The sequence below is a fragment of the Lysinibacillus sp. FW301-JW8 genome, from assembly GCF_058788755.1.
The window spans coordinates 75515-101126 of the sequence record NZ_JBYTBB010000011.1 but is presented as its reverse complement, the minus strand read 5'-3'; the positions used below and the strand labels follow the sequence as shown (position 1 = coordinate 101126).

The window sequence follows — 25612 nt, the reverse complement described above, 5'->3', positions numbered from 1 at the left end:
TCCATAAAAGAAATTTGATTAGCTCAAATTGTTTTGCTGGCATCAATTTTGATGTCCAAAATTTTTGTTTTGTTCACTAGCAGAAGCTAGCTACTAAAAACTTGATTGATTACGTTTTGCTTGTTCAGTTTTCAAGGTTCATGATTCAGTCGTTTTTCAGCGACTTCTTTATATTAACACCTTACTCAATCCCTGTCAATCACTTTCCGAAAAAAGTTTTTTGAAGTTATCAAGTTTTGCTATGTCTTAGCGACAATTAATATAATACAATATTATTATATTTGACGTCAATACTTTTTATAAAAAAAAATATCGAGGTATTAGTATATACCTCGACTACAAGCATACTACAAGTCCTTACTCTATTTCCAGAGCCTCATTATTCACCTTGTAATGTCGATGGAATATCATTTCACTTTTGGCAGCGATCGGTTCGACAAGAATATAGCCTTTGTCCACTAGATATTCCACAAATACCTCTAAATCAACTGAGTAGTTTACGAGCTCATGATGATCATGCAACTCTTGAATTGTCCAAGCCTCTTTAGATTGCATTACTTCTAATATATGTTGGGCACCGTCTCTAGTACGTGAATGTATCAAAAATTCACTTGCTAAAAACAATAGCTCTAAACGTTTTTCTATCGGTTCATTACTCGAAACAAGCTCTTCATATAATTTATAAATCGCAGGCTCAATTTTTTTCACTTGTGCCCAGACAGTTACTTCAGGATAAAGCCCGCTATCAATAATGGACAAACGACCCAAATGATGTAACGAATCTACAACATGATTATAAGCATCAAGGTAGCTTCCCTTATCAAAATATTCTTTTCCTTCTAAATAGCGTCGAATTAGCTTGGAAAATTGAATGCCTGTTTTAATCTTGCGTCCACTAAACGGGAACTCCTGTAATTCAATTTTCAGTTTATGAAGAAACTCATTGCGATCAAACAATACTCTGCCAAAGAAAATCCAGTCAACAACTTTTCTATTTGAGCCAATTAGCAGCCATTTTCGTATCAACTTCTCTGTAACAGTATGTAAAGCTATTTTATTTCCTTCATATAAGTAATGTTTCGTAAAAACTGGCTTCTCTGCTTCCTTCACAATAATTAGTAAGACTGTATCAAATGTATCTGTAACATTACTTTGTTCTTCACGCTTTTCTACTAAAATAACTCCTATTGTATTCGACTGACTCGCGCGTTCCTGGTATATTGGACGCAAAACTTGCTCCATGTTCAGCCCCCCTATTTATTTACAACCTTTTATTTCGTTAAAAATTCGACATACTCTAAAAGTATTCCTTCTTTCCATGTTCCCAAAGCTAAAATACTTTGTTCTTATATGTTATAGTAGATTTTAGATTGGGAGGCAAGATAATATATGAAACCTTACAAAAATAAAATTAATAAAATACGTTCATTTGCATTAGCCCTAATTTTTATTGGCTTTATCGTTATGTATGGAGGAATTTTCTTTAAAAACAATCCTATTCTCGTCTTAATTTTTATGACACTGGGCGTTCTATGCATCATTGGTAGTACAGTTGTGTATGCTTGGATTGGGCTTCTTTCAACACGAGCGGTTCAAGTAGAATGTCCTAATTGCCATAAACACACAAAAGTATTAGGTCGTGTAGATATGTGTATGTATTGTAATGAACCATTAACACTGGATCCAACTTTAGAAGGAAAAGAATTTGATCAATCTTATAATAAGACAAAAAAATCCTAGCCCTTATGAGAGCTAGGATTTTTTATTGCACTTTTGCAGATACATCTTTACACGATGGACAAGTACCGTATATCTCTAAGCGATGCGAATGTACATCAAAGCCTGTTACTTGTGATGCAAAATGTTCAATTTCATCGAGACCAGGATAATGGAAATCGACTATTTTCCCACAGCATTCACAAATCATGTGATAATGATCATTTGTAACGAAATCAAAGCGACTCGAAGCGTCACCATAGGTTAGTTCCTTCACTAAACCAACCTCTCGAAATACGCGAAGGTTATTATAGACAGTTGCTACACTCATATTTGGGAATCTTCCTTCAAGTGCTTTATAAATTTCATCGGCAGTTGGATGTGCCATTGATTGAATTAAATATTCCAAAATAGCATGACGCTGAGGAGTAATACGTACACCAGTTGTTTTTAACGTGTCAAGGGCATCTTGTAAATGCGTTGCAGACATCGCCATGCACCTCTTCCATAAATATTCTTAATTTATAATTGTTATAATTAGTGTAGCGAATTAGGCTTAGTTCTGTCAATCGTACACCTTCTAAAACAACAACAATTTTCTAATGAGGGCATATAATCTCTCCAACTTGAATGATCATTGATCTGTTTCCAATTTGTAAGTTGATTACCGTTTAGCAAGACGCTTTCCTAAAATATAGTCTGCACTTCAATCAACACATCACCACCTTTGATGATGACTTAATAGCCTCTTGATAAATCCATCATATTTTCTAAATCCTTTTCACCACGTAACCATTTCTCTAAACTTGGCTTAAAAATTTCTAAGCTACGTTCAACATATCGTGAAGAGTGACTTGAAATATGTGGAGATACAATAACATTCGGTAAAGACCATAATGGATGATCTGTTGCTAATGGCTCTTGTTCAAATACATCTAAAACAACATAGCCAATTTCGCCTGCTTGAATGGCATGAATTAAAATATTTTCATCTACTAAGTTACCACGTCCAAAATTCATAAAGATGGTATTAGTTTTCATTGCTTTAAAATGCTCTTGTTTCAAGAGATGTGTTGTTTCATCCGTTTTAGGTAATACAGAAATGACGATATCAGCCTTAGGTAAAGCTTCTATTAATTGATCAAAACACACTATGTTATCCATATACGCCGCTTCTTTCCCTGAACGGTTACAGCCAATAGTTGTTACACCAAAAGCCTGTAATAAACGACCTACCTCTGAGCCAATAGCGCCTGGTCCTAGAATAAGCGCAGTACTGTCTCGTAATTCAGATTGCTTTGCTTTTTTTGACCATTCACTTTTCTTTTGTTGCTCATACATCCATGGCAGCGCACGTTTAATAGCTAAAATATGAGCAAGCATCGATTCTGCCATTGGCGTTTTGTGAATACCTCGCACATTCGAAACTAAGATATTTCGTTCAATAATAGCTTGAGCTGGCATTTTTTCAATTCCAGCCGAGGCCACAAAAATCCACTTCAGATTTGTTGCATAATTCATATTTTCATTATTTAAATCCTCACCATATGTAACAAGTACATCTGCTCTTTTCAACTCATCAATGGATAAGCCAGTCTCAAAAATAAAATCAACCTGTGGAAACTCAGCAACTAACGGCTCACGTAAATCAGGTCTTGGTTCAAATGTAAAATAAATTCTCATTTTGCTGCCTCCCATTCTGCTAAATAGGTATATACCTCTCCAATATGATTTTTCACACGTACCTTGCGCCAAGCTCTGAGAAGATTCCCCTCTGTATCAATTAAAAATGTTGAGCGTTCTATTCCCATATACTCACGTCCATACATCTTCTTCAACACCCATACGCCATATGCCTCTGCAACTACATGATCCTCATCCACAAGAAGGGAGAATGGCAGTCCATGCTTATCAATAAATTTGGTATGCTTTTTTGCATCATCAGGGCTGATACCAAGCACAACTGCATTTAGTTGACTAAAATCCTCATGCTTGTCACGGAAATCGCATGCCTCAGTCGTGCATCCAGGTGTCATATCTTTAGGATAAAAATAGACTATAACATTTTGTCCTCTGAAATCTGCTAATTTTACCGTTTCTCCTCTTTCATTTATAAGATAAAAATCTGGCGCTTTTTTTCCTTCTATTAAAGTCACAATAATCTCCTCCTCTGTAGGTTCTATTTTACTCCAATTGATAAAACAAGTCATATCCCTTAATTTCTTTGGATTTCTGACACTGATAGGTCTACAATAGAGTACGTATAAAGACATAGGAGGCAATCATATGAATCACAAAAAATCTGAGGCAATACATGCGGAAGCGCTACAGCATATCGTTGGTGGTGTAAATAGCCCTTCTCGTTCTTATAAAGCAGTGGGTGGTGGCTCGCCTGTAGCAATGACTCGTGGTAAGGGTGCTTACTTTTGGGATGTTGACGGCAATCGTTATATTGACTATCTAGCGGCATACGGACCTATCGTAACTGGACATGGTCACCCACATATTGCGAAGGCTATTGCACATGCAGCTGAAAATGGTACATTGTTTGGAACCCCGACTGAATACGAGGTTACTTTTGCTAAAATGCTAAAAGAAGCAATCCCATCTATGGATAAAGTACGTTTTAATAACTCTGGTACAGAAGCAGTAATGACAACAATTCGTGTTGCACGTGCTTATACAGGACGTACAAAAATCATGAAGTTTGCAGGTTGCTACCATGGTCACTTTGATTTAGTATTAGTAGCTGCTGGTTCAGGTCCTGCTACATTAGGAACACCAGACTCAGCAGGTGTAACGACTTCTACTGCTGAGGAAGTAATTACTGTACCGTTTAATAACCCTAACGCCTTTACTGAAGCAATGGATAAATGGGGCAAAGAAATTGCTGCTATCTTAATAGAACCAATCGTAGGAAACTTCGGTATTGTTGAGCCAAATCCCGGTTTCCTAGAGCTAGTACATGCTACTGCAAAAGAAACAGGAGCATTGACTATTTATGATGAGGTTATCACTGCATTCCGCTTCCATTATGGTGGCGCTCAAAACTTACTTGGACTAACACCTGATTTAACAGCACTTGGGAAAGTTATTGGTGGTGGTCTACCAATCGGTGCATACGGTGGACGTAAAGAAATAATGGATACAGTTGCACCACTTGGTCCAGCCTATCAAGCAGGAACTATGGCTGGAAACCCTGCATCGATGCAAGCTGGTATTGCCTGCTTAGAAGTGCTACAAACGCCAGGGATTTACGATGAAATGGATAGACTAGGTGGAATTTTAGAAGATGGTATTTTGGCTGCAGCTAAAAAGCATGGAGTGACAATCACATTAAATCGTCTCAAAGGGGCACTAACTATTTACTTTACAGATGTGAAAGTAGAAAACTATGATCAAGCAGAAAGCGCTGACGGAGAAATCTTTGGTCGCTTCTTCAAATTAATACTTAATCAGGGTATCAATCTAGCTCCATCGAAATATGAAGCATGGTTCTTAACTACTGAACATACTGAAGCGGATATTCTGGAAACAATTAAAGCGGTAGATTATGCATTTTCTCAACTATAAACCATCACATTACAAAGGCGACTCGTTAGTATGAGTCGTCTTTTTCTTATGCCAGCATACAAATCTATGTATTTTATGAGCACTTCCTTCTATAATGTAAAGAAGCTTAAAAATTTTAGACAGAAAGGACATCCATATTTTCTATGAAATTAGGTGCCCGTGTATTTAAAACTGGTGTTGCCATCGTGCTAGCACTCTTTATTGCGGAGTTGCTAAATCTCTCTTCTCCCGTTTTTGCTGGAATTGCTGCAATTTTTGCCATTCAACCATCGATTTATCGATCCTATCAAACGATTGTTGAGCAAGTACAAGCAAATATAATTGGAGCTACCATCGCGGTCATTTTCGGCTTGCTTTTTGGTCACCATGTAGTAGCTGTTGGCATAGCTGTTATTACTGCTATCGGTATAATGTTGAAATTTAAACTTGAAAAATCACTGTCTCTAGCACTCGTAACAGTTGTTGCCATAATGGAGATTCAAGGAGACGACTTCCTGACATTTGGTCTTTTTCGCTTTATTACCATATTAGTCGGGGTGTTAGCAGCCTTTGTTGTTAACCTAGTCTTTTTACCACCAAAGTATGAGGTAAAGCTTTTCCGAAAGATTTACTTTTTACAAGATGATATTATTCGATGGACACGACTTGCTGTTCGTCAGGCTTCTGAACATACATCTACAAAGGGAGCATTAAGTAAATTTAAAAATCGTATGTTACGAGTTGATACATTGTATGATTTCTATAAGGAAGAACGCAATTACTTCAAAAATAAAAAGTATGTTAAAGTACGTAAATTAGTGGTCTACCGTCAAATGATTTTAACATCTAAAAAAAGTTTAGAATTGCTGCAACGTTTGCATAATCATGAAAACGAGTTGGCTCAGCTACCTACACAATTTCACTTAATGATTCAGGAGCGACTTGACTTTTTACTTACGTATCATGAACAGCTGCTATTAAAATATACAGGAAAGCTAAAGCCTGAGCATTCTGAATGGAGTAAAAACATCGACTATATTCAACGTAATGAACTGATGGAAATTTTCATCAAACAAATAACCTATGCACATGAGGAAGGCGATACGGAATTTTCGAGCTATCACCTGCTTTATATTTTATCCCGTATACTAGACTACGAAGAAAATTTAGAGCATTTGGATACGCTTATTGTGTCCTATCAAAGCTATCATGGGCATGAGATTAATGTGGAGTTAGAAGATGAGTTTATATAGCAAATGAAATATGTAATTTTACGACAAATTGACTAGTATCAATTTGTCGTTTTTTGATATTTTATATAAATCTGTAAATATTTTTAAACTTTGATACAATATAATTAAATGTAAAAATAAGGGGTGTCAATATTCATGGTAAATTTAAATAAAATTGAATTAACTAAAAAAGGTCAATTCGTTAACTTAACAAAATCACAAAATCAAGAGATTGGTGAAATTCTAGTTAATTTAAACTGGAATCAGAGAACTGAGAGAAATTCAGGCGGCTTTTTATCTTCTTTGTTTGGCGCAAACTCTAAAGGAGGGATTGATTTAGATTTAGGATGTCTATATGAAATGACAGATGGTAGTAAAAGTTGTGTTCAGGCTCTTGGTAATGCTTTTGGTAGTTTGCATTCTGCCCCTTTTATTGAACTAGATGGTGATGATCGTACTGGTATGTCAAGTAGCGGTGAAAATTTACGCATTAATGGAAACAAGGTAAGAGACATTAAACGAGTGCTAGTTTATACATTTATCTATGAGGGAGTAGCAAACTGGGCTGAAGCTGATGGGATTGCAACAATCAACTACGGAACAGGTCCTAGCATTGAAGTTCGCTTAAACGAGCATCGTAATGGCAAAAATATGTGTGCAATAGCTATGATTGAAAATGTAAATAATGAGACATTTAAAGTTGAACGACTTGTTGAATATTTTAAGGGGCATCAAGATATGGACAAAGCCTACAATTGGGGGCTATCATGGCGTTCAGGCAGAAAATAAGCAGTTACTAACACTTGCAACCTTATACATATTAAGTACCTTAGAGTGCATTTTTCATAGTTGACTGTATATTGGAGTTTCTCAGTTACATGAAATACAAAAGAAGCTGACATCATTTCTTTTAAATGATGTCAGCTTTTAAAGATTCACGTCCTTAATGCCATCAGTTGTGCCTCTGATATCTTACGCTGTGCTGTTAATTCACTTTGAAGCTTACGATAATTAGTAATACCCGCAATAATAGTATCCCACATTTCCTCAAGTGTTTGTGTTGTTTCAGATTGCTGAGCTAGAGCAGTGCTCAATTGCACTGCTTCATTACTGGCTCCTCCAAACTGCTTCACACGATTTTCAAAGGCTGATGCAGATTGACTCTGTAATTGCTGCTGCCTTTCATTCACCGCATTCATTATTCCCATTTTAAATACAGGGATGGTCTTAACAAAAGCACCATTAATTTGTTCAATCAATTCACTATTACCATTACGTAGCATCTCGATTTGCGGGGCTGTTAAAATGGCAACCATACGTGATTTCTCCAACTCATCTATTTTCTGTTGCATCAACTCGACAATTGCTTGTAAACGATTAAGCTCCATTTTTGCGACTTGATTGCCAGCCTCGCTCTGTTTTTCATACATAGGTATTAGTGTTGTTTGCACTTCATGTAATTTCATATCTGCTGCGACAATATATTTTTCAAGCTCAAGGTAGAACATCAAATCCTCATTATATAACCGAGCCAGTACTCGATTATCCTTCGCTAATTCCTCTTCCATAAGCACAAATTGATAATGAATTTTTTCAATATCTCTACTGAGTACATTGTATTTCGTAAATAAATCATCTTCTTTTTTGGTTTTACGTGAAAATAGCTTCTTAAAAAAACCCTTTTGCTCAGCAAAATCTTTTTTATCAAATGTCAACATTAAGGCTTCAAGCTGTTTAAATAATTCTCTTGATTCATAGGATGCTGATTGGGTGATTAAGTCTAAAATTTGATCTGCGAATTTTGCTAATTTTGTAGCTGGCTCTCTTCCTAACGTCATTAAGTCCAACTGATTTTTTACATTAATCTGATTGGCAATTTGTTGTACCTCTGCATTTTCCCATAATTGTTGTTTGACGGCTTCTGCTGTTTCCACTGTCAATTGTTCAATTGTCGTAGGGTTATTTGACATTCGTGCCGCCTCCTTCCTGTCATCAGAAAAAACGATTAAAGAGCTTTTTAATGATTTTATCTGGTGCAGATTTTTGCTGCTTTGGTTCTTCATAGGGCAAGTCAAATAGCATATGCTCTAAACGGTGTACATCGTATGAATCCTCTTGCAAGTGCCTTTCTAAGTCTAGTTTGCCTGTCGGGTTATAAAATACAATATCCATACCAAAACGATTTAAAAATGCCAGTAATGCAATGTCCTCACGTGATAAAGCAGGCTGCTGCGGCGCTTGATATAAGACAAGTTTAGGTACCTCTTGAGAGTAGTCAAAGCTCTGCAGTAATCGCAGTATATCCTGTGGAATCATCGTCATCTGCTTAAATAAAAATAACTGTAAATCATATAAATTCTCATTTGACTGTTGTTTTAACATGGGTTGTTCACATGAAGTTTTTATCGTGTGAGCCATTGCACGCTGTAGCTCTAATGGTAACTCTCCATACTGCCACCAATCACTTTGCATAATGCGCTCCACTGATAGCTCACCATTTACTAAGCAATGCTTATAGTGAAAATGGAAGTTGGCCTTGCTCGTTTTTGAATAAGGGAACTCCTGCACAAAAACGGTTTGCGGACTTGCCAGTAATTGATGCATATAATGCCAGTATTCTTCACGTCGGCTCGACACTCCACTAATTTTTGCAAATATTACTGGAATGACTACTTCATCACCAATAACTTCAAATTTCGGTCGAACCATTGCCTTCTCTTTCGCATAAATAAATATATCATCATAGGTCATTCTTAGTGTTAAGGAGCGTGGCATAAGATCTTTAAATTGCCAAGGCTTAAAGACGCCTGATTGCTGATCATGCATTAATTGTTCAAAATGCTGACTTGAACGATAACCTACAGTTGCCTGACGATCGCGTAACTTGTCAGGAAATGGCTGTAAAGTTGTTTCATTTGCATACGAATAACTGATAGAAAACGAATCTGTAGAATCAATCTCTGCAAATTCATCTATTTTAGCCGGATGAAAAATCAATACATCACAGCCAAGCTCCATTAATAGTAATAGAAAATAACGCTGACTAATAGTCGTTTCTCCATACCAAACAACCTTAGGGAAATCATCTGTCGGCTTCATTGCCTTTGTCCATTGAATCCAATGATTTTTTAACCACTTCACCATATCAATTAAAAAACGACGAAATTCATTTGCTAGCAGGCCTAAAGATTGTTGTTGCTGAAAAAGCTCTACAACTTTAATGGTTGCTAGCTGTAAATGTCGATTCATTACACTATCATCATGCTTGGGTATTAATTGATATCCATACATCATTGCCACTAATCGATTAATAGACAGCCCTTTAGGTGTTTGCTGATGTTGTTCTAGAATCGTTTGTATGGCCTGAAAATCTTTTTGATCAATATTCTTATTTAATTCTTCACTTAAAATATGAATATTTTGGTTTTGTGACATGGTAAATAATGAATTGAAATAATCATCTTCTTCAATTGGGACTCCTAGTACACGTACAGCAATTCGACTAAAATTTATTTGTTGTGATGTTTCCTCATATAATGCACGATTCTTTGGTGAATCTTGAAACGCCTGTAGCCAATCATCAGGATTACGCTCCAACACTGATTGAATTGTGATTGTTTGCATACAAACGCACCTCCTAGAAATCATCCTCAGCATATGCTTAAGAATTCATTTGCCATAGGATGGTCTTACCTATGACAACAAATCAATATTTAAAACTATATTACCGTTTGTTGTGTGGCAATTTGTAAAACCGCTTCAAGCAAATCTTTTGTAAATGCTTCACCATTATGAATTGAGTAGGTAGCATTCGGTAGAACCTTTGGCTGTTTATCCTTTAAATCTCCGTGATTCGGTGTAAAAGCTAAATCAGCCATTGATAGCATTCCATAATCCATAATAGAATCGCCTGCTGCTATATGCACATCGTATGTACAAAATTCCTTCATATATTCTATTGCCGCTTCCTTTGTCAGTACCTTGGGCATAAAATACAATTTTTTTCCTTGTAGAAGAACGTACCAGCCATGGGCGTCAAACTCCTGAATCATTACTTGTAATTCATTCTGACGTAAAACTTCAATATCCACATGATGTACATAAAATAGATCATCTATATAGAAAGAACGTTGTAGCCATGCATCGGATTTGACCGTTTGAAAAAGCTTTAACATATCCTCTCGTGGAATGGAGGAATCTTCAATACGTCTACATAGTGTTTTTGTCCATTTGTCATATGGCTGACCCTTTTCTAATATTGTACCCCCATTGCTAGTAATTGCAAAAGTAGGGCACAAGTCATTAATAAAATGTATTCTCTCATATTGATGCAATGCCCTTGTCGTAACAGGTACAAATAGTGTTTGTTGATGTACCTGCTGCAATAAAGTTGCTGTTGCATTTGTCATCATACTCATGTCTTTATTATCATTCCGCTCAACTACCACTGTCTCTGTAACTGGCGGAAACATTTCCATCATACGTTTAGAATAAATAAGTGTTCTATCTAAATCTGATGTAAATAGTATCATCTTATTCTCCCCTACAATTCTTTTATTAAGCCGCAACATGCATAGGACATATTTGAATATTGTTCTATCAATACATTTTTTTCACGAGCTAATAATAAAATGTGTTCCAGCTCATGTATGTACTGTGGATTAATTAGGATTTTCCAAGGGATTCGTCGAAGTAAAACTCTTGTTGTTTCCCCAACACCAGGTTTGATAAAATGAATATTTTCAATGCCAAAATCCCGCTGAATCTTTTGTACTGACTTCATTCCCTCCCAAGTAATTGGAGTGATGGATTGCTCCTGAAGTTGCCGTACAATCTCACTCTGCACGTTTTCAAAGCATGTGACAATACGTTCTATGTACAAGTTTGAAACATCCATTTCCTCTAATTCTTTGTAGTATTTTGCACCATGAAAATCTTTCTCATCCATAAACTGTAGATTTAAAACTGTTCTACTCACCAATCCAGATACAGTAGAATTTAAACAAGCAGATGGAATTAAAAAATCTTCACGCGTTCCATAAATAGCGGCACAATGCCCTGGATCTGCCAAAACAGCTAAATTGGCATTCAATTGTACTTGATGTTGTTTATTAAACTTTTGACAAGAATGTAGTAATTCATTGGTAATAGCCCCCTTACCCGTCCAACCATCAATAAATTGAAGACAACCTTGCGGATGTTGTGTCAAAATGTAACGAATTGCTGTTTCATCAAACCCACGACCACGCAGAATAGAAATTGAGTAATGTGGAACATTCACCTTATAGTGCATTTGTATATATCGTTTGATTAAAATGCCAATTGGTGTACCTGCTCTCGCCAAACTAACTAGTATTAAATTGTCCAGTCCTCTATTTTGGATGATTTGTTCTGCTACTACACCAACAGCTATTGCTATTCTTTCAGCGTAAGTATTTAAAGTTTTATAAAATAGATCCATATATGTTTTAGATGGTTGATATTCCATTGGTAGCATTTCAGAATAGTGCGTACCTGTCTGGATAAGTTGTTCACGCTTTTCATTATCCATTTCAATAAAAACATTACTAATATCACGCAATAAAAAAATAACATCCTCTGAAGCATAGCTCCCCATTTTATCGGGCTGTAAAGTCGATATCATCGTTTTACCTCCATTTCATGCATACAAATCACATATATTTTTGTACTACTGATGGATTGTAGTGCCTCTATCACCCGGGCAATTATCTCTTTACTTGCTATACGTTCCACAATAAAGAAAAGTTCCGAATATGGTCGATTTTGTATATTATATAAATAATTTTCAACCCCATTGTTCTCTGGGCTTTCAAAGACTATTTTTTCTGTTATCGTATAGTCTAGTTCATCTGTACAATAGATTGGACTACGGGTCGACGATTGAAAATAAACATCTTCCCCTAAATAAGAAGCAATTTGCATAGGGACATACATAAATTCCCCTGTTCCGACAACAAGTGCTGGTCCATCCGTTCGTAGCTCTCTTAATTGCTTGGCGATTGCCTGTAACATTTTCTTTTGTTCGATATGCTGAATGGATGTTAACATAAATCTTCCTGTCGCTAGTACATAAGGTTGATTGTTTACAAGACCATTCTCTGCAATAGAACGATAGAATTTGCGATCAAGAGATTCTTTGGTTGATAATAGTGTCATGTCCCGTGCAGCACATGTTGTTATTTTAGGTTGCTCGATTGCTAAATTTGGTGTCCCACTACAGTTAAATTGACCGCACATAATTGCAATGAATTCAATAGAGATTCCCCATTGCTCCTCTAATTGCCGAAAGACTATTTGCTGCTGTTCTGAACGCCAATCTAAAATAGATAGCACAGCATACTCCCTAACAAGAGGAAATTTCTGTCTTAATGTTTGAATAATATTAATAACTGTATTTCCAGTAGTAATCTCATCATCGATTAACACAATGCGCTTAGCTTGCAGTAAAATATTAGGCTCCTCTGTATAAATACTATGGCTTGTCGCATGAGAATGTTCTTCCTCAAATGTAACAAATGGCTCGAAATCCGGAAGTACTTCACGCGTGGTATGGATATACATGGCATTTGTTTGGAATGCATTAAATACGGCATGTCCAAGTGCAGTGGCTGTCTCAGCAAATCCAATAAACAATGTTTCCTCAGTCAACTGCATGCATTCCTCCGTGGAATTCTGAACTTCATCCAACTTTGTGCATTCTTTTATTGCTTTTACAACAGATGGCATAGCAATCACACGTTGACCAGTAAGATGCTGATTATACATCATGGCTAGAAGGGTTCCAGTAAGTAATGGCACTTGCGGGCGAACAGCTAAATGCTTACCAAGCACGGTGCTCACAAACAAAAACTGTCTCTTCTTATTAATACGTGCCGCCATTTTAAATAAATCTGTCAATGCAAAATTGTGGGGATTATGAGCGACTTCAATATCGATTGTATAATTTGGCAAAATTCTTAGTTTACTCATTTGTTGATGCATAAACACTACCACCTATTTCAGAATTTAATAATAGTGAGGCAAAATCTAAAGATTCATGATAAACGCCATAGACATGTGCTTGTTTTATGATTCGCTGTGCCCATCTCATATGTGGTTTAATTTCATTCATTTTATTAGCATAGTGACTTTTCATAACACCTTTGCGACCATCACTATTTTCTACAATACTTAATGCATCTAAATACTCCTCATACGAAATAGCATATAGTGCATGAACAACACGGATATGACTAGGATGAATGACCGTTTTACCCATAATGCCGTTCTGTTTATCCATTAAAACTTCCTTCATTAATCCATCTAAACAATCGTCTAACAATGCTTTCCGTGTATCAAGCGCACCTTTTTCACTAAATGGCGTCATCCTTAACGCGGGTTTTAATACACGTTGATTACTAAAATACTCCCATACAGGCCCAGAAATAACAAAACCATCTTCCTCACGACCTAAGACATTTACTATATCTGCTATACAATCTCTGATCACACTGATATCGTAAATGGTCGAATCCATACGGCGGCGAATTCCATAAATACCGCAAAAATCAGTTGCACCAATACGCACATTTAATACGCGCTCCCTGTATTGATGAAGAACCTCTTTGATGCCTAATAACGCTTGCATGCGAGATTCCTTATATAATACCTCACGACTTTCTAAAATTGGCATACCATATAAGGTTAAATCATGATCCAAAATGGTTTGTTCAAGTAACTCAAAATATCGGGCTCCTTGTGTTGCCGTAAATTTCGGAAATACATAACCTGTTAATATTTCTTGCTTCTTCCCTAATGAAGTTGTTAAATAATTGAATTGCTCAACATGACGTACACGAATAAAAAGTAGTGGTAAATCTTCTAGTAGTAATTGTTTTTGATTATATAGTGCATATAACTCACTAATATCCTCAATCAATTTTGCTTCACAATCTAGTAACTCTGTATCCCCTACTGCATCCTCTAAGTCAATGACGAGTGATGTAAGTTCTTTATATTTTTGAGATTGAATCAACCCCACAATATTAGGCATGGAAGCTGGCATATACAAAGTCGCCCCTAAGGCATATGACAAAATATCTGGTTTGTCCCATTTTGTAAAAGGCTGTGGCTTCTTATAAAAAATCGTCTCTGCTTCTGTTGCAAAGTGTTGCATCTAATCCTCTCCCCAGTAATAGTAGGCCGTCTGTGAAAAAAGCACTGTATCAGCCTGTTCCCTACAGACCAATACAGTGCCTTGTTTACACTGTTGTTTTCTTATTCATCTTGTGTACAACAAATGTTAATAAGAATGCAGCAATTAGAATAATAAAGAATATTTCATGTGAAAGATGGAATCCAAAAATACTAGCAAACATCTTCAGTGCAATAATCGCTATTAAAATATAGGCAGTTGCTTCAAGCTCTGGCACTCTTTCTATCAATGAAAGGAATACACCAGCGATGGTACGCATCATAATGATCCCTAAAACTCCACCTAATAATAAGACCCATACTTGATCTGATATCGCAAAAGCTGCCAGTATTGAGTCTACTGAAAAGGCAATATCCATTAATTCAACTGAAATAACAGTCGCCCAGAACGTACCAAAGACACGAACCATCCAACCCGTCTTTTTAAACTCATGTGCTTCTCCTTCATCATCGCTCTTATTTTTAAAATGCAGTATGACTAACCACATTAAATAAGTCGCACCAATTACTTTAACAATGGAGAACTTCACGAGGTAAACACCAATACCGATGAAGAGAAACCTGAAGAAATACGCTCCAAACATCCCATACATTAATGCTTTTTTTCGCTGATGCTTTGGAAGATGTTTAACAAGTACTGCTAAAACTAACGCATTGTCTGCAGACAATAGACCTTCCATAATAATCAATGAAAAAATTAGGCCCCATGATACTGGATCTGTTAAAACCTGCCCCCACATGTGCCAGTTAAAAAACTGTGCATATGTATTTAATATCTCGTTGATAACGTCCAAAAAAGACCCTCCGTCATGTTCCTATCCAAGTATTTATTGTAGGCCATATGCATTGACTAATGCTGCTAAGCCACCCTGATAGCCTGAGCCTACTGCGGCAAATTTCCACTCACCATTATGGCGGTACAGCTCACAGAATACAACAGCTGTTTCAATGCTAAAATCTTCGCCTAAATCATAGCGCAATACTTCTGCCCCTGACTCTTCATTTGTCAAACGAACATAGGCATTCAGAACCTGACCGAAGTTTTGATGACGACCCTCCGCATCATAAATTGTAACCGTCACTACAATCTTTTCAATTTGTGGAGACACTTGCTTTAAGTTTACTAGAACTTTTTCATCATCCCCATCACCTTCTCCTGTACGGTTATCGCCAGTATGCACAACAGATTGATCTTGGCTCGATAAATTATTGTAAAAGATAAAGTCTTGTTCATTACGACATTTACCTGATGCATCTAGTAAAAATACAGATGCATCAAGGTCAAAGTCTTGTCCACCATCAAATTGCTTTACATCCCAGCCTAAGCCAATTCCAATGTTGTTTAGACCTGGATCTTGCTTTGTTAAATCAATACGTTGCCCTTTACTTAATTGAATAGCCATTGAAAATCTCCCTTTCTGTTTAAAGTTGAAATTTTTTAGTTTACACTCAAGCCATAATCGTTACATAAAGCAGCTAAGCCACCCTGATAGCCAGCACCAATCGCATTAAATTTCCATTCTCCGTTATGGCGGTATAATTCCCCTACTACGATAGCTGTTTCAATACTGAAATCCTCACCTAAATCATAACGAATAATTTCTTCATTTGAAGCAGCATTAACAATACGAATATAGGCATTAGAAACCATACCAAAGTTCTGACTACGTGCCTCTGCATCATGAATTGTTACAGTAAATGCTAGTCGTTGTATGTGTGCAGGTACTTGTGTTAATGCAACTTTCACCACTTCATCGTCACCTTCACCAACACCAGTTAAATTATCACCTGAATGTTCAACAGAGCCATTGCCACCTGTTGTATTATTGTAGAAAATAAAATCATTTTGATCGGCTACTTTGCCTGTATCTGCAAGTAAAAATACAGATGAGTCTAAATCGAAATCATTTCCACCATCATATTTATTTGTATCCCATCCTAAACCAACAACTACATTTGTTAACCCTGGATTTGTTTTTGTTAAATCTACCTTTTGACCTTTTTGTAATGAAATAGCCATTATCTTTCTCCTCCTAGTTATTATTTATTGATATCTTCGAACAACGTCGCCAAGTTTCACATCATTTGTTCCTGTACCAACTGCAGCAAATTTCCACTCATTGTTATGACGGTAAATTTCACCACAGATTAACGTCGTTAAATTCGAATAGTTATCAGTTAAATTATAGCGAATTAACTCACTACCTGTCCTGTCATCATACACTCGAATATATGCATTTTGAATCATGCCAAAATGTTGATTACGACCTGCCGCATCATAGATGTTTACAACAAACACCAGCTTGTTATAATGCGTCGGTACAGACGACAGTTCAATTGTAATAACTTCATCATCACCATCGCCATCACCAGTTAAATTATCACCTGAATGTTGAACAGAACGGCAGTTACTTGTTAATTTTCCAAAATAAACAACATCGTCTCCCGCAACAACCTTATCATCTTGCAGCATTAATACAGAGGCATCACAGTCGATATTTCTGCCACTGCCGCTATTTCTACTTGAAAATAAGCCTCCAAATAAACCACCGCTTTTTTCTTGACTTACAGGGTCCCAGCCTAATCCTACTTTAATTTTATTTAAACCAGCATTTCCCTTTGTTAAATCGACTCGTTGCCCTTTTTGCAAATTAATTCCCAATTCAATCACCCTCCTAAACTATGTGTTGCCAACTGCTAAAGATTATATGTAAATAAATAATCTACATGTAATGTCGAATCTTTTTATATTTCATAAAAGATTGTCGTTTTTCACCTTTATATTAAGTCTAAAATAACATTACAAAAAATTCAATTAATGGCTCCAAAAAGGTTAATCATTTTTTCCTGGTTCAATGCCAACATGAGCCTTATTTTTCGAAAATTCTTCATAAAGACGTTTTCACTGTAAATGGGTTTCTTTTAACACAGTAAAAAAACCTTCTAACTTGTAGAAGGCTATTGAGTATAAACTAGCTTTTCATTTTTGGATCAAGTGCATCACGTAGTCCATCACCCATTAGGTTAAATCCGAGAACTGTTAACATAATAGCCAGACCTGGGAAAATCATTGTCCATGGAGCATTAATTAAAAATTTTCGAGCATCAGCTAACATTTTTCCCCACTCGGGTGCTGGTGCTTGAGCTCCTAGTCCAAGGAAGCCTAGTGCTGCCGCCTCAATAATGGCTGTCGCAATAGCTAGTGTTCCTTGTACAATTATTGGTGTTATGGAATTCGGTAAAATATGAGAGAATAAAATTCGTGAATCACGCATGCCAATTGCTTTTGCCGCTACAATATATTCCTCTTCCTTAACACTCAATACCTTAGAACGAATTAGACGACCAAAATTCGGTACGTTAATTATTGCTATAGCAATTAATGCATTTTGTAAAGATGGACCTAGCACTGACACTACTGCAATCGCTAATAGCATACTAGGGAAAGCTAACATAATATCAAAAATACGTGAAATAATTGTATCAATCCATTTTCCATAATAACCTGCAATAATACCAAGTAAACTGCCAATGATTACGGATAAAATAACCGAGAAAAAGCCTACCCATAACGAAATCCGTGCTCCATGTATGATTCTAGAGAGAATATCCCGTCCAAAATCATCTGTTCCAAACCAATGTTCACTTGATGGTGCCAATAAACGCTTCGCAAAATTTTGTTCATTGATACCCTGTGGTGCAATGTACGGACCCACTATAGCAAGTAAAATAAAAAATATAACAATTCCTGCTCCTACGAGGGAGACTTTGCTCTTTTTAAAGCTACGCCAGCCTTCGAGCCACGGACCTACCGCACGTTCTCGAGCTGGTGCTGCTTCTTTTTTGATATCCATTGCTCCAGTCATCATTGCAGCTCCCTTCTATTTGTATTTAATACGCGGATCAATCACTGTATACAGTAAATCCACAATTAAGTTAATCATGATGAAAATAAATGCAACGATTAGAATACCTGATTGAATAACAGGATAATCCCTGAAGCCAATCGCATCATAAATATAACGACCAATTCCTGGCCAACTAAAAATAGTCTCTGTTAAAATGGCACCACCAAGCAGTAATCCTGTTTGTAGACCAATTACCGTTAACACAGGAATCACAGCATTCTTTAAGGCATGCTTATAGACAACAATGAACATTTTTTGGCCTTTCGCTCTTGCAGTGCGTACATAATCTGAGCGCATTACTTCTAACATTGAAGACCTAGTGATTCTTGCAATGATAGCCATAGGAATAGTTGCAAGTGCTACCCCTGGTAATATTAATCTCTTTAAGACTTCAATGAATTGATCAAAGCGTCCTTGAATAAGGGTATCAAGTAAATAGAAATGGGTTATGGCGGTTATTGGATTTCGAACATCTTCTCGACCAGAAGTAGGCAGCCAGCCAAGCTTACTGCTAAATGTCCATTGCTCCATCAAACCTAACCAGAATACTGGTACAGATACACCGATTAATGCCACAATCATCGCAATATAATCGAACCAAGAATTTTGGAACCATGCAGAAATTATGCCAGCATTGACACCAATAACGATAGCAATAATCATGGCAAAAAGTGCAAGCTCTGCCGTTGCTGCTAAGTATGGAAATATTTCTTCTGATACAGGTAATTTTGTACGTAAGGAAACTCCCAGATCTCCCTGGAAAATGCCTGACAAATAACTAAAATATTGTGTATACCAGGGTTTATCTAATCCTAAACTTGCGTTTAATGCCTCGACCGCCTCTTTTGTCGCCTGTTGTCCTAAAATAACTTTAGCTGGATTACCAGGTATTGCACGTATCAACATAAAAACGATAAAAGTCATTCCAAGCAAAACTGGGATTAGTTGAAGTAAACGTCTCCCCATATAGTGAAGCATTTTCATCACCTCTCTATGATTTTCATAATATACTTTGAAGTCTTTATATACTGTTGAAAGGTTGAGTCTTCACCAAACGGCTTTAAATGTTTAGATGAGATCTTTCATACAGAAGAAAAGGATTTGATTTTCCTTTATTAGAAAAGAATCTGCGAGAATTCTACGGCTTACCCGCAGAAAAGCAAGCAGATTCTTTTAAACTTCTCTATTCAATTAAAAAATGAACTTTACTATTGAATATCTACTGCATCTAAACGGTCAGAGCCAGTAGGATGCGCAATATAATTTGTAACTTTCTTGTTAGCAGCTAAAATTGGAATAGAGTGAGCAAGTGGAACCCATGGAGCATCCTCAGAAATAATTACTTGAGCTTGCTTATAAAGCTCGTTACGCTTGTCCTCATCAATTTCAGTTTGAGCAGCTGTTAATAGCTTGTGTAATTCTTTGTTGTCATAGAATGTATAGTTATTAGAATGGATATTATCGCCGTCTAATAATGAATATAGGAAGTTATCCGCATCTCCATTATCACCTGTCCAACCAAGTAAAAATGCATCTGCTTCACCCTTTTCAGCTTTATCTAAATAAGTAGCCCATTCATATGACACAATTTTAGATTTAATGCCTACATCTTCTAAGTTCTTTTGAATCGCTTCTGCAACTTTTTGACCATCTGGCATGTATGGTCGTGGTACTGGCATTGCCCATAGCTCAATCTCTTTGCCATCATAGCCTGCTTCAGCAAGTAATGCTTTCGCTTTTTCAGGATCATACGTATAGCCTGTAACTTCATCGTTATAACCAGAAATTACTGGTGGCATTGGGTTCTTCGCTGGCTCCGCTAACCCTTCATAAAATGCATCAACTAGTGCTTGTTTATCAATAGCATAGTTTACTGCCTGACGCACTTTTACATTATCAAATGGAGGTCGAGTAACTGTTAAACCTAAATACCCAACGTTCATAGAAGGACGTTCAATTAGCTGTAAGTTGGCATCTCCTTCGATTGTTCCTTTATCAGATGGACTTAAGCCATCAGCTACATCAATATTGCCGCTCGTTAATTCAGTTAATCGTGCAGTGTTTTCTGGTATAGAACGATAAATAACTTTATCTAATTTTGGATAGCCATCAATATAGTAATCTGGGTTTTTCTCAATCGTTATTGCATCATTACGTACCCAGCTGACAAACTTGAATGGACCTGTTCCTACAGGATTTGCTGATAAGCCTTCTTCATCTGCCTCAAAAGCTGTTGGCGAAGCGATTGCAAATGGAGACATCGCTAAATTTTTCAGGAATGGTGCTTGTGGTTGGCTTAACTTAAGAACAACCGTATAGTCACCCTCAGCAGTAGCAGATTCTATAATTTGCTTGTCACCAACGACAAATTGAGTTTTAAAATATGGATATTTATCATTGCTTGATTTCCAACGTTCAATATTTTTGATAACTGCCTCTGCGTTGAAATCTGTGCCATCATGGAATTTTACACCCTCTTGTAATTGGAATGTATAAGTTAATCCATCCTCTGACGGCTCCCATGATTTTGCCAAGCCTGGTTGAATCGTTACATCTCGTTCACCAAAGTTTACTAGCGTTTCATAAATATTTGCTGTAACTGTAAAGGATTCACCGTCTGTTACAACAGCAGGGTCTAGTGCTACAGAATCTCCACCACGACCATAGACTAATATTTTTGGTTCACCACTGTTAGCTTTATCGCCACCAGTTGAAGCATCTTTACTACCCGTATCCTTAGTGTCTGAGCCGCCACAAGCCGCTAAGATTGTCGAGAGAACAAGGATAAACATTACACCCAAAGTCCATAGCTTCTTTTTCTTCATTAAATTTCCCCCTATGTTTTTTTATATCATTTAATGTTGAATAGCATCATAGAGATGGCAAGCAACATAATGACCCGGTTTTACTTCTTGCATTTTTGGAACTATTTGAGAACATTCTTCTTTTTTAAACGGACATCTTGTATGGAAAGTGCATCCACTAGGCGCATTTGAAGCACTCGGAATATCCCCAGTAATAATTAGTTGTTCACGTTCGAACGTGGGATCTGGAACAGGTACTGAGGATAGCAGTGCCTGTGTATATGGATGAAGCGGCTCGGCATATAAATCCTCACTTGCTGTCAACTCTACTAATTTACCTAAATACATCACACCAACGCGATTACTGATATGACGTACTACCCCTAAGTCATGTGAAATAAAAATATAAGTCAGCTTTAAATCGTTTTGCAGCTTTTGTAATAAATTTAAAACTTGTGCCTGTATCGACACATCGAGTGCAGATACTGGCTCATCCGCAATAATTAAACGAGGATTGGTCATCAAGGCTCGAGCAATACCAATACGCTGCCTTTGACCACCACTAAATTGATGTGGATATCGCTTGATATGATATTCATTTAATCCTACAGTCTCTAGAAGCTCCAAAACCTTTTGCTTACGTTCTTTAGCATTACCCATACCATGCACAATAAGAGGTTCCTCTAATATCTTCCCAATATTGTGTCTTGGATTAAGGGAAGCATAGGGATCTTGGAAAATCATTTGAACATCCCTTCGTGCCTTACGCATTTCATTATTGGATAATTCTGAAATTTTTTTTCCTGCGAATTCTATATTTCCTTCCGTTGGCTCAATTAATCGCATTAACAATCGCCCAGTAGTTGATTTGCCACATCCCGATTCTCCTACAATGCCTAATGTTTCTCCTTCGAAAACCTCAAAAGAAACATCATCCACTGCCTTCACATCCCCAACCTGTGTATTAAGAATGCCTTTCCGAATAGGAAAATATTTTTTTAAGCCATCAACTTTCAATAAAACTTTCGACATGCTGTGCCACCTCCTGCTTCTCTAGTAAAAAACATCTCGATTTATGTTGCTCTGCTGCTTCATATAAAGGTGGTGTTTCCTGTTGACAACGATCCATTGCAAATTCACAACGTGCTGCAAAACGACAGCCGACCTTGATACTTCCTGGTTTTGGAACACTTCCAGGTATCGAATAAAGGTTGTCCTTTTTATAACGCATATCAGGTACAGATTTTATAAGCCCTTGCGTATAAGGATGCTTAGGATTAGTGAATATCTCCTGAATTGGCGCCTCTTCAACAATTTGTCCTGCATACATAACAATGACACGCTCACATGTTTCTGCTACGACACCCAAATCGTGGGTAATTAATAATACAGCTGTATTTAAACGTTTATTCAAGTCTTTCATCAACTGCAAAATTTGTGCCTGAATCGTTACATCAAGAGCGGTAGTTGGTTCATCAGCTATCAAAACCTTTGGATCGCAGAGAAGTGCCATCGCAATCATGACACGCTGTCGCATGCCTCCTGATAATTGGTGTGGATAATCTTTTAACAATGATTCAGCACGCGGCAAACCCACAAGCTTCATAATTTCTATCGCTCTTGTAAACGCTTCCTTTTTTGACCACTTTGGATTATGAATTAATATGGCTTCCTTTAACTGATCACCAATTGTAAATAAAGGATTTAAGGAGGTCATTGGCTCTTGGAATATCATTGCTACATCTTTTCCACGAATTTTTTGCATTTGTTTATCCGATAATGTTGCCAGATTTTTTCCATCCAATAGTATTTCTCCACCTGTTATTTTCCCGGGTGGTGATGGTATTAATCCCATAATGGATAGTGATGTGACACTTTTACCACTTCCCGATTCTCCAACAATCCCCAATATTTCTCCTTCATGCACAGAAAAATCGATATCATCAACGGCAGGAATTTGCCCATCATCTGTAAAAAAGGTCGTTTTTAAACCTTTTATTTCTAGCAGCTTTTTCCTCATGCACAATCGCTCCATCCTACCTGTATTTTACTAAATTGTATAATTCTATTAATATAATACACTAACTATCATTAAATTCCCTATTTTCAGATAATTCTAACTAAAAAGATTCTCTCTTTCAATCATTATTATTCTGTATAGAACATAAATTTTCTATCAAACTCGACCTATATACTAATTATTTCTTATCAAACGATAATAATTTACATAAATCGCAAAAAAATAGCCCTCCATAAAAAAATAAATGGAAGACTATTTTTAAAATTTTTTATTATGTTTTCGAATGGATTTCACTTAGAATTTCAAGTTAAATGCTGCACTTGAAATAAATTATAATATGTTCCTTGCTTGTGCATAAGTTCTTCATGTGTTCCATTTTCAATTAATTGCCCATGATCAATGACGATAATTTTATCAGCATGAGTGATTGTAGAAAGTCGATGAGCAATAATTATTGTTGTACGTTCATGTGCAAGCAGCTCTAATGATTCTTGAATAAGTGCTTCACTTTCTAAATCTAATGCAGAGGTAGCTTCATCTAGTATTAAAATAGGTGGATTTTTTAAAAATACACGAGCGATAGCGACACGCTGCTTTTGACCACCAGATAACTTTACTCCACGCTCCCCAACCTTGGTGTCATAGCCATTTGGTAAGCTCATAATAAAGTCGTGTGCGTTTGCTGCCTTCGCTGCAGAAATGACCTCTTCATCAGTAGCATCTGGTTTGCCCATTAAAATATTCTCTTTTACGGAATCACTAAATAAGATATTATCCTGTAGCACGATGCCGATTTGTGAACGTAATGAATGCAATGTTACGTCCTTCACATCATAGCCATCAATACGCACTGTACCACTGGTTGTATCATAAAAACGTGGAATCAAACTTATTATCGTGGATTTCCCGCCACCGCTCATACCTACAAATGCCACTGTTTCTCCAGGGTTGATGGTAAAATGAATATTGTTTAAAATTTTTGAGCCATCAGCCTCATATTGAAAATTCACATTGTCAAAGTGGACCTCACCATTTACCCGTTTCAACTCTACGGCATCAGACTTATTTTTCACTTCATACGGTTCATCTATTAGTTCAAACATTCGGTCCATTGAAGCAATTGACTGCGTTAATGTAGTAGATGAACTAACTAAACGACGAAGTGGACCATAAAGTCTTTCAATATAGGCAATAAAGGCAACCATCGTTCCTATGGACAGAGGGCCATTAATAACCTGATAGCCTGCATAGGCAATTACTAACAACGGGGCTACATCCGTAATAGTATTCACCACGGCAAAGGATTTCGCATTCCATTTTGTATGATCCAATGCCTTCTCTAAAAATTCACCATTTGCATGATCAAATAATTTTTGTTCATGCTTTTCGAGTGTAAAGCTTTTAATTATGCTCATTCCAGCTACTCGTTCATGCAAATAACTTTGCACACCTGCAAGTGCCTTGGAGCGCTTTCTAGTTAAATCCCTCAGCTTACCAAAAAAGTACTTCACACTAAAGGCATAGAATGGGAACGCAATCAATGCTACAAGTGTCAGCTTAACATCCATTGTCAGCATAATCACGATAGCAATAACAATTGTGGCAAAATCTAGCCACACATTCATCAAGCCTGTCATGATAAAGTTTTTTGTTTGTTCCACATCATTAATCACTCTTGAAATAACATCGCCAGCTCTTGTATTTGCATAGTATTTTAAACTTAGTCGCTGTAAATGGGCATAGATTTGCTTTCGAATATCAAAAAGCACCTTATTACTAACATGTTGTGCAAAATATTGACGGTAATACTCAATTGGTGGCCGCACGATAAAAAACACAATAATGGTGCCACCTAACCAATAAAATAACTCTTTTGTTTTCTCTGCATCCGATAGATCATTTGCAGCAATAATATCATCTAACACAATTTTTATAAGCAAGGGGATAAATAATGGAATGGCAAACTTCACTATACCAATTAATATCGTTAAAATTATTTCCCAGGTATATGGTTTTACAAATCGCATATACCGCTTTATACTACCCACTTCCAATCACATCCTTAATAGAGAACATTCTTGATAAAGTCCCGTTTAAACGGGGCAAAAATAAATGGACATTCCAAATTGAATGCCCAAACGTAATTATAGCAATATTTCGTTTTAA

General features: G+C 36.7%; 24 protein-coding genes. 4 read left to right on the top strand and 20 right to left on the bottom strand.

Going from position 1 to position 25612, the window contains the following annotated elements; genetic code table 11:
- Positions 1-357 precede the first annotated feature (357 nt).
- The gene (locus AC3WOM_RS06995) at positions 358-1242 is read right to left on the bottom strand and encodes a nucleotidyltransferase-like protein (RefSeq protein ID WP_427549308.1); all 885 of its coding nucleotides are present in this window, start codon (positions 1240-1242) and stop codon (positions 358-360) included.
- A 147-nt stretch (positions 1243-1389) separates the two neighbouring features.
- Between AC3WOM_RS06995 and AC3WOM_RS06990 the strand changes: the two genes are divergently transcribed.
- A complete protein-coding gene (locus tag AC3WOM_RS06990) occupies positions 1390-1740 on the top strand; it encodes a YgzB family protein (RefSeq protein WP_427549310.1) in 351 nt (116 codons plus the stop codon).
- 22 nt (positions 1741-1762) lie between these two features.
- On the opposite strand, the gene perR is transcribed toward AC3WOM_RS06990, so the two are convergent.
- The 3 genes from perR to bcp all read right to left on the bottom strand — a co-directional run bounded on the left by perR (position 1763) and on the right by bcp (position 3872).
- Positions 1763-2206, bottom strand: coding sequence for a peroxide-responsive transcriptional repressor PerR (gene perR, locus AC3WOM_RS06985; RefSeq protein ID WP_427549312.1), 444 nt, complete (start codon positions 2204-2206; stop codon positions 1763-1765).
- Positions 2207-2454: 248 nt separating this feature from the next.
- Complete coding sequence (locus AC3WOM_RS06980; RefSeq protein WP_492445815.1) at positions 2455-3399, bottom strand: D-2-hydroxyacid dehydrogenase; 945 nt, start codon at positions 3397-3399, stop codon at positions 2455-2457.
- The gene (gene bcp, locus AC3WOM_RS06975) at positions 3396-3872 is read right to left on the bottom strand and encodes a thioredoxin-dependent thiol peroxidase (RefSeq protein ID WP_492445813.1); all 477 of its coding nucleotides are present in this window, start codon (positions 3870-3872) and stop codon (positions 3396-3398) included. The genes AC3WOM_RS06980 and bcp overlap by 4 nt, the downstream gene beginning before the upstream one ends.
- A 130-nt stretch (positions 3873-4002) precedes the next feature.
- Between bcp and AC3WOM_RS06970 the strand changes: the two genes are divergently transcribed.
- The 3 genes from AC3WOM_RS06970 to AC3WOM_RS06960 all read left to right on the top strand — a co-directional run bounded on the left by AC3WOM_RS06970 (position 4003) and on the right by AC3WOM_RS06960 (position 7289).
- Positions 4003-5289 (top strand): glutamate-1-semialdehyde 2,1-aminomutase, encoded by a 1287-nt coding sequence (locus tag AC3WOM_RS06970; RefSeq protein ID WP_492445812.1) that lies wholly within the window; start codon positions 4003-4005, stop codon positions 5287-5289.
- 143 nt (positions 5290-5432) lie between these two features.
- The gene (locus AC3WOM_RS06965) at positions 5433-6521 is read left to right on the top strand and encodes an FUSC family protein (protein WP_427549319.1); all 1089 of its coding nucleotides are present in this window, start codon (positions 5433-5435) and stop codon (positions 6519-6521) included.
- A gap of 135 nt (positions 6522-6656) precedes the next feature.
- On the top strand, positions 6657-7289 hold the full coding sequence (locus tag AC3WOM_RS06960; RefSeq protein WP_492445811.1) for a TerD family protein: 633 nt from the start codon (positions 6657-6659) through the stop codon (positions 7287-7289).
- A gap of 146 nt (positions 7290-7435) precedes the next feature.
- Here the strand turns inward: AC3WOM_RS06960 and AC3WOM_RS06955 are convergent, their stop codons facing one another.
- The 16 genes from AC3WOM_RS06955 to AC3WOM_RS06880 form a co-directional block, all read right to left on the bottom strand.
- On the bottom strand, positions 7436-8470 hold the full coding sequence (locus AC3WOM_RS06955) for a toxic anion resistance protein (protein ID WP_492445810.1): 1035 nt from the start codon (positions 8468-8470) through the stop codon (positions 7436-7438).
- Between the two features lie 22 nt (positions 8471-8492).
- Positions 8493-10124 carry a YceG family protein gene (locus AC3WOM_RS06950; protein ID WP_492445808.1) on the bottom strand — a complete coding sequence of 544 codons (1632 nt, stop codon included), beginning with the start codon at positions 10122-10124 and terminating at the stop codon, positions 8493-8495.
- A 95-nt stretch (positions 10125-10219) separates the two neighbouring features.
- Positions 10220-11032, bottom strand: a complete 813-nt coding sequence (locus AC3WOM_RS06945; protein WP_492445807.1) for an HAD family hydrolase — start codon at positions 11030-11032, stop codon at positions 10220-10222.
- A gap of 11 nt (positions 11033-11043) precedes the next feature.
- Positions 11044-12144, bottom strand: a complete 1101-nt coding sequence (locus tag AC3WOM_RS06940) for a cysteine protease StiP family protein (RefSeq protein ID WP_492445805.1) — start codon at positions 12142-12144, stop codon at positions 11044-11046.
- The gene (locus AC3WOM_RS06935) at positions 12141-13502 is read right to left on the bottom strand and encodes a phosphoribosyltransferase family protein (RefSeq protein ID WP_492445803.1); all 1362 of its coding nucleotides are present in this window, start codon (positions 13500-13502) and stop codon (positions 12141-12143) included. The genes AC3WOM_RS06940 and AC3WOM_RS06935 overlap by 4 nt, the downstream gene beginning before the upstream one ends.
- The gene (locus tag AC3WOM_RS06930) at positions 13483-14676 is read right to left on the bottom strand and encodes an HpcH/HpaI aldolase/citrate lyase family protein (RefSeq protein WP_492445801.1); all 1194 of its coding nucleotides are present in this window, start codon (positions 14674-14676) and stop codon (positions 13483-13485) included. Before AC3WOM_RS06930 ends, AC3WOM_RS06935 begins: the two co-directional genes overlap by 20 nt.
- Before the next feature lie 85 nt (positions 14677-14761).
- Positions 14762-15508 (bottom strand): TerC family protein, encoded by a 747-nt coding sequence (locus AC3WOM_RS06925; RefSeq protein ID WP_492445799.1) that lies wholly within the window; start codon positions 15506-15508, stop codon positions 14762-14764.
- Between the two features lie 33 nt (positions 15509-15541).
- The gene (locus AC3WOM_RS06920; protein ID WP_492445797.1) at positions 15542-16117 is read right to left on the bottom strand and encodes a TerD family protein; all 576 of its coding nucleotides are present in this window, start codon (positions 16115-16117) and stop codon (positions 15542-15544) included.
- Positions 16118-16152: 35 nt separating this feature from the next.
- Positions 16153-16734, bottom strand: a complete 582-nt coding sequence (locus AC3WOM_RS06915) for a TerD family protein (protein ID WP_492445795.1) — start codon at positions 16732-16734, stop codon at positions 16153-16155.
- 24 nt (positions 16735-16758) lie between these two features.
- Positions 16759-17376 (bottom strand): TerD family protein, encoded by a 618-nt coding sequence (locus AC3WOM_RS06910; RefSeq protein WP_492445793.1) that lies wholly within the window; start codon positions 17374-17376, stop codon positions 16759-16761.
- A gap of 310 nt (positions 17377-17686) precedes the next feature.
- On the bottom strand, positions 17687-18583 hold the full coding sequence (nikC, locus tag AC3WOM_RS06905) for a nickel transporter permease (protein ID WP_427542455.1): 897 nt from the start codon (positions 18581-18583) through the stop codon (positions 17687-17689).
- 12 nt (positions 18584-18595) lie between these two features.
- Positions 18596-19600, bottom strand: a complete 1005-nt coding sequence (locus AC3WOM_RS06900) for an ABC transporter permease (protein WP_427542458.1) — start codon at positions 19598-19600, stop codon at positions 18596-18598.
- Positions 19601-19830: 230 nt separating this feature from the next.
- Positions 19831-21447 carry an ABC transporter substrate-binding protein gene (locus AC3WOM_RS06895; RefSeq protein WP_427542461.1) on the bottom strand — a complete coding sequence of 539 codons (1617 nt, stop codon included), beginning with the start codon at positions 21445-21447 and terminating at the stop codon, positions 19831-19833.
- A gap of 30 nt (positions 21448-21477) precedes the next feature.
- Positions 21478-22458, bottom strand: coding sequence for an ABC transporter ATP-binding protein (locus tag AC3WOM_RS06890; protein ID WP_427542464.1), 981 nt, complete (start codon positions 22456-22458; stop codon positions 21478-21480).
- Positions 22433-23446 (bottom strand): ABC transporter ATP-binding protein, encoded by a 1014-nt coding sequence (locus AC3WOM_RS06885; RefSeq protein WP_492445789.1) that lies wholly within the window; start codon positions 23444-23446, stop codon positions 22433-22435. The genes AC3WOM_RS06890 and AC3WOM_RS06885 overlap by 26 nt, the downstream gene beginning before the upstream one ends.
- 302 nt (positions 23447-23748) lie before the next feature.
- On the bottom strand, positions 23749-25494 hold the full coding sequence (locus tag AC3WOM_RS06880; protein WP_492445787.1) for an ABC transporter ATP-binding protein: 1746 nt from the start codon (positions 25492-25494) through the stop codon (positions 23749-23751).
- Between the last annotated feature and the right edge of the window lie 118 nt (positions 25495-25612).

What these genes read in the sequence shown, in the direction of transcription:
- AC3WOM_RS06990 (WP_427549310.1), top strand. Translation starts at nt 1,390, where the DNA reads ATGAAACCTTACAAAAATAAAATTAATAAAATACGTTCATTTGCATTA.
- perR (WP_427549312.1), bottom strand. Translation starts at nt 2,206, where the DNA reads ATGTCTGCAACGCATTTACAAGATGCCCTTGACACGTTAAAAACAACT.
- AC3WOM_RS06935 (WP_492445803.1), bottom strand. Translation starts at nt 13,502, where the DNA reads ATGCATCAACAAATGAGTAAACTAAGAATTTTGCCAAATTATACAATC.
- AC3WOM_RS06915 (WP_492445795.1), bottom strand. Translation starts at nt 16,734, where the DNA reads ATGGCTATTTCATTACAAAAAGGTCAAAAGGTAGATTTAACAAAAACA.
- AC3WOM_RS06955 (WP_492445810.1), bottom strand. Translation starts at nt 8,470, where the DNA reads ATGTCAAATAACCCTACGACAATTGAACAATTGACAGTGGAAACAGCA.
- AC3WOM_RS06965 (WP_427549319.1), top strand. Translation starts at nt 5,433, where the DNA reads ATGAAATTAGGTGCCCGTGTATTTAAAACTGGTGTTGCCATCGTGCTA.
- AC3WOM_RS06930 (WP_492445801.1), bottom strand. Translation starts at nt 14,676, where the DNA reads ATGCAACACTTTGCAACAGAAGCAGAGACGATTTTTTATAAGAAGCCA.
- AC3WOM_RS06960 (WP_492445811.1), top strand. Translation starts at nt 6,657, where the DNA reads ATGGTAAATTTAAATAAAATTGAATTAACTAAAAAAGGTCAATTCGTT.
- AC3WOM_RS06950 (WP_492445808.1), bottom strand. Translation starts at nt 10,124, where the DNA reads ATGCAAACAATCACAATTCAATCAGTGTTGGAGCGTAATCCTGATGAT.
- AC3WOM_RS06890 (WP_427542464.1), bottom strand. Translation starts at nt 22,458, where the DNA reads ATGTCGAAAGTTTTATTGAAAGTTGATGGCTTAAAAAAATATTTTCCT.
- AC3WOM_RS06940 (WP_492445805.1), bottom strand. Translation starts at nt 12,144, where the DNA reads ATGATATCGACTTTACAGCCCGATAAAATGGGGAGCTATGCTTCAGAG.
- AC3WOM_RS06895 (WP_427542461.1), bottom strand. Translation starts at nt 21,447, where the DNA reads ATGAAGAAAAAGAAGCTATGGACTTTGGGTGTAATGTTTATCCTTGTT.
- AC3WOM_RS06970 (WP_492445812.1), top strand. Translation starts at nt 4,003, where the DNA reads ATGAATCACAAAAAATCTGAGGCAATACATGCGGAAGCGCTACAGCAT.
- AC3WOM_RS06900 (WP_427542458.1), bottom strand. Translation starts at nt 19,600, where the DNA reads ATGCTTCACTATATGGGGAGACGTTTACTTCAACTAATCCCAGTTTTG.
- AC3WOM_RS06885 (WP_492445789.1), bottom strand. Translation starts at nt 23,446, where the DNA reads ATGAGGAAAAAGCTGCTAGAAATAAAAGGTTTAAAAACGACCTTTTTT.
- AC3WOM_RS06980 (WP_492445815.1), bottom strand. Translation starts at nt 3,399, where the DNA reads ATGAGAATTTATTTTACATTTGAACCAAGACCTGATTTACGTGAGCCG.
- AC3WOM_RS06995 (WP_427549308.1), bottom strand. Translation starts at nt 1,242, where the DNA reads ATGGAGCAAGTTTTGCGTCCAATATACCAGGAACGCGCGAGTCAGTCG.
- nikC (WP_427542455.1), bottom strand. Translation starts at nt 18,583, where the DNA reads ATGATGACTGGAGCAATGGATATCAAAAAAGAAGCAGCACCAGCTCGA.
- AC3WOM_RS06920 (WP_492445797.1), bottom strand. Translation starts at nt 16,117, where the DNA reads ATGGCTATTCAATTAAGTAAAGGGCAACGTATTGATTTAACAAAGCAA.
- AC3WOM_RS06945 (WP_492445807.1), bottom strand. Translation starts at nt 11,032, where the DNA reads ATGATACTATTTACATCAGATTTAGATAGAACACTTATTTATTCTAAA.